We start from the raw sequence: 715 nt of genomic DNA on the forward strand, positions 1-715 counted from the left end.
TGGGGGTGGGGCCGGAGCGGGTGGTGGCGTTGGTGTTGCCGCGGTCGGCTGAGGTTGTGGTGGCGCAGGTGGCGGTGGTTAAGGCGGGTGGGGCGTATCTGCCGGTGGATCCGGATTATCCGGTTGAGCGGATTGCGTTCATGGTGGCCGACAGTCGGCCGGTGGTGGTGTTGACGTTTGCGTCGCTGGTCTCGCGGGTGCCTGTTGTCGAGGGCGTGCCGGTGGTCGCGGTCGACGCTCCGGGGGTGGTGGCGGAGGTCGCGGCGCTGTCGGGTGCGCTGGTGTCGGATGTGGACCGGTTGTCGGAACTGTCGGTGGATCATGCGGCGTATGTGATTTATACGTCGGGGTCGACGGGGCGGCCGAAGGGTGTGGTGGTCACGCACCGGGGGTTGGCGAGTTTCGCTGTGGCGGAGGCGGCGCATTATCGGGTGGGGCCTGGGGATCGGGTGTTGCAGTTTGCGTCGCCGAGTTTCGATGCGTCGGTGTTGGAGTTGTGTGCGGCGTTGGTGTCGGGGGCGGCGTTGGTGGTGCCGCCGGCGGGTCCGTTGTTGGGCGAGCACCTGGTGAAGGTCTTGGACCAATATGGCGTCACGCATGCGTTGATTCCGCCGGCGGCGCTGGCGACGGTGGACACCGCGAACAGCTTGCCGGAGTTCCGGACGGTGATCGTGGGTGGCGACGCCTGTAGCGCCGAGTTGGTGGATCGGTGGGC

Annotated in this window: 1 protein-coding gene; it reads left to right on the forward strand. The window is 67.6% G+C overall.

Annotated features, from left to right (window positions below):
- Window positions 1-23 precede the first annotated feature (23 nt).
- Window positions 24-715, forward strand: a 692-nt coding sequence (locus HC028_RS26835; protein ID WP_338091301.1) for an AMP-binding protein, incomplete at its 3' end; no start/stop codon positions are given.

The sequence above is a fragment of the Planosporangium flavigriseum genome (assembly GCF_011947225.1).
In the GTDB taxonomy this organism is placed as follows: domain Bacteria; phylum Actinomycetota; class Actinomycetes; order Mycobacteriales; family Micromonosporaceae; genus Planosporangium; species Planosporangium flavigriseum.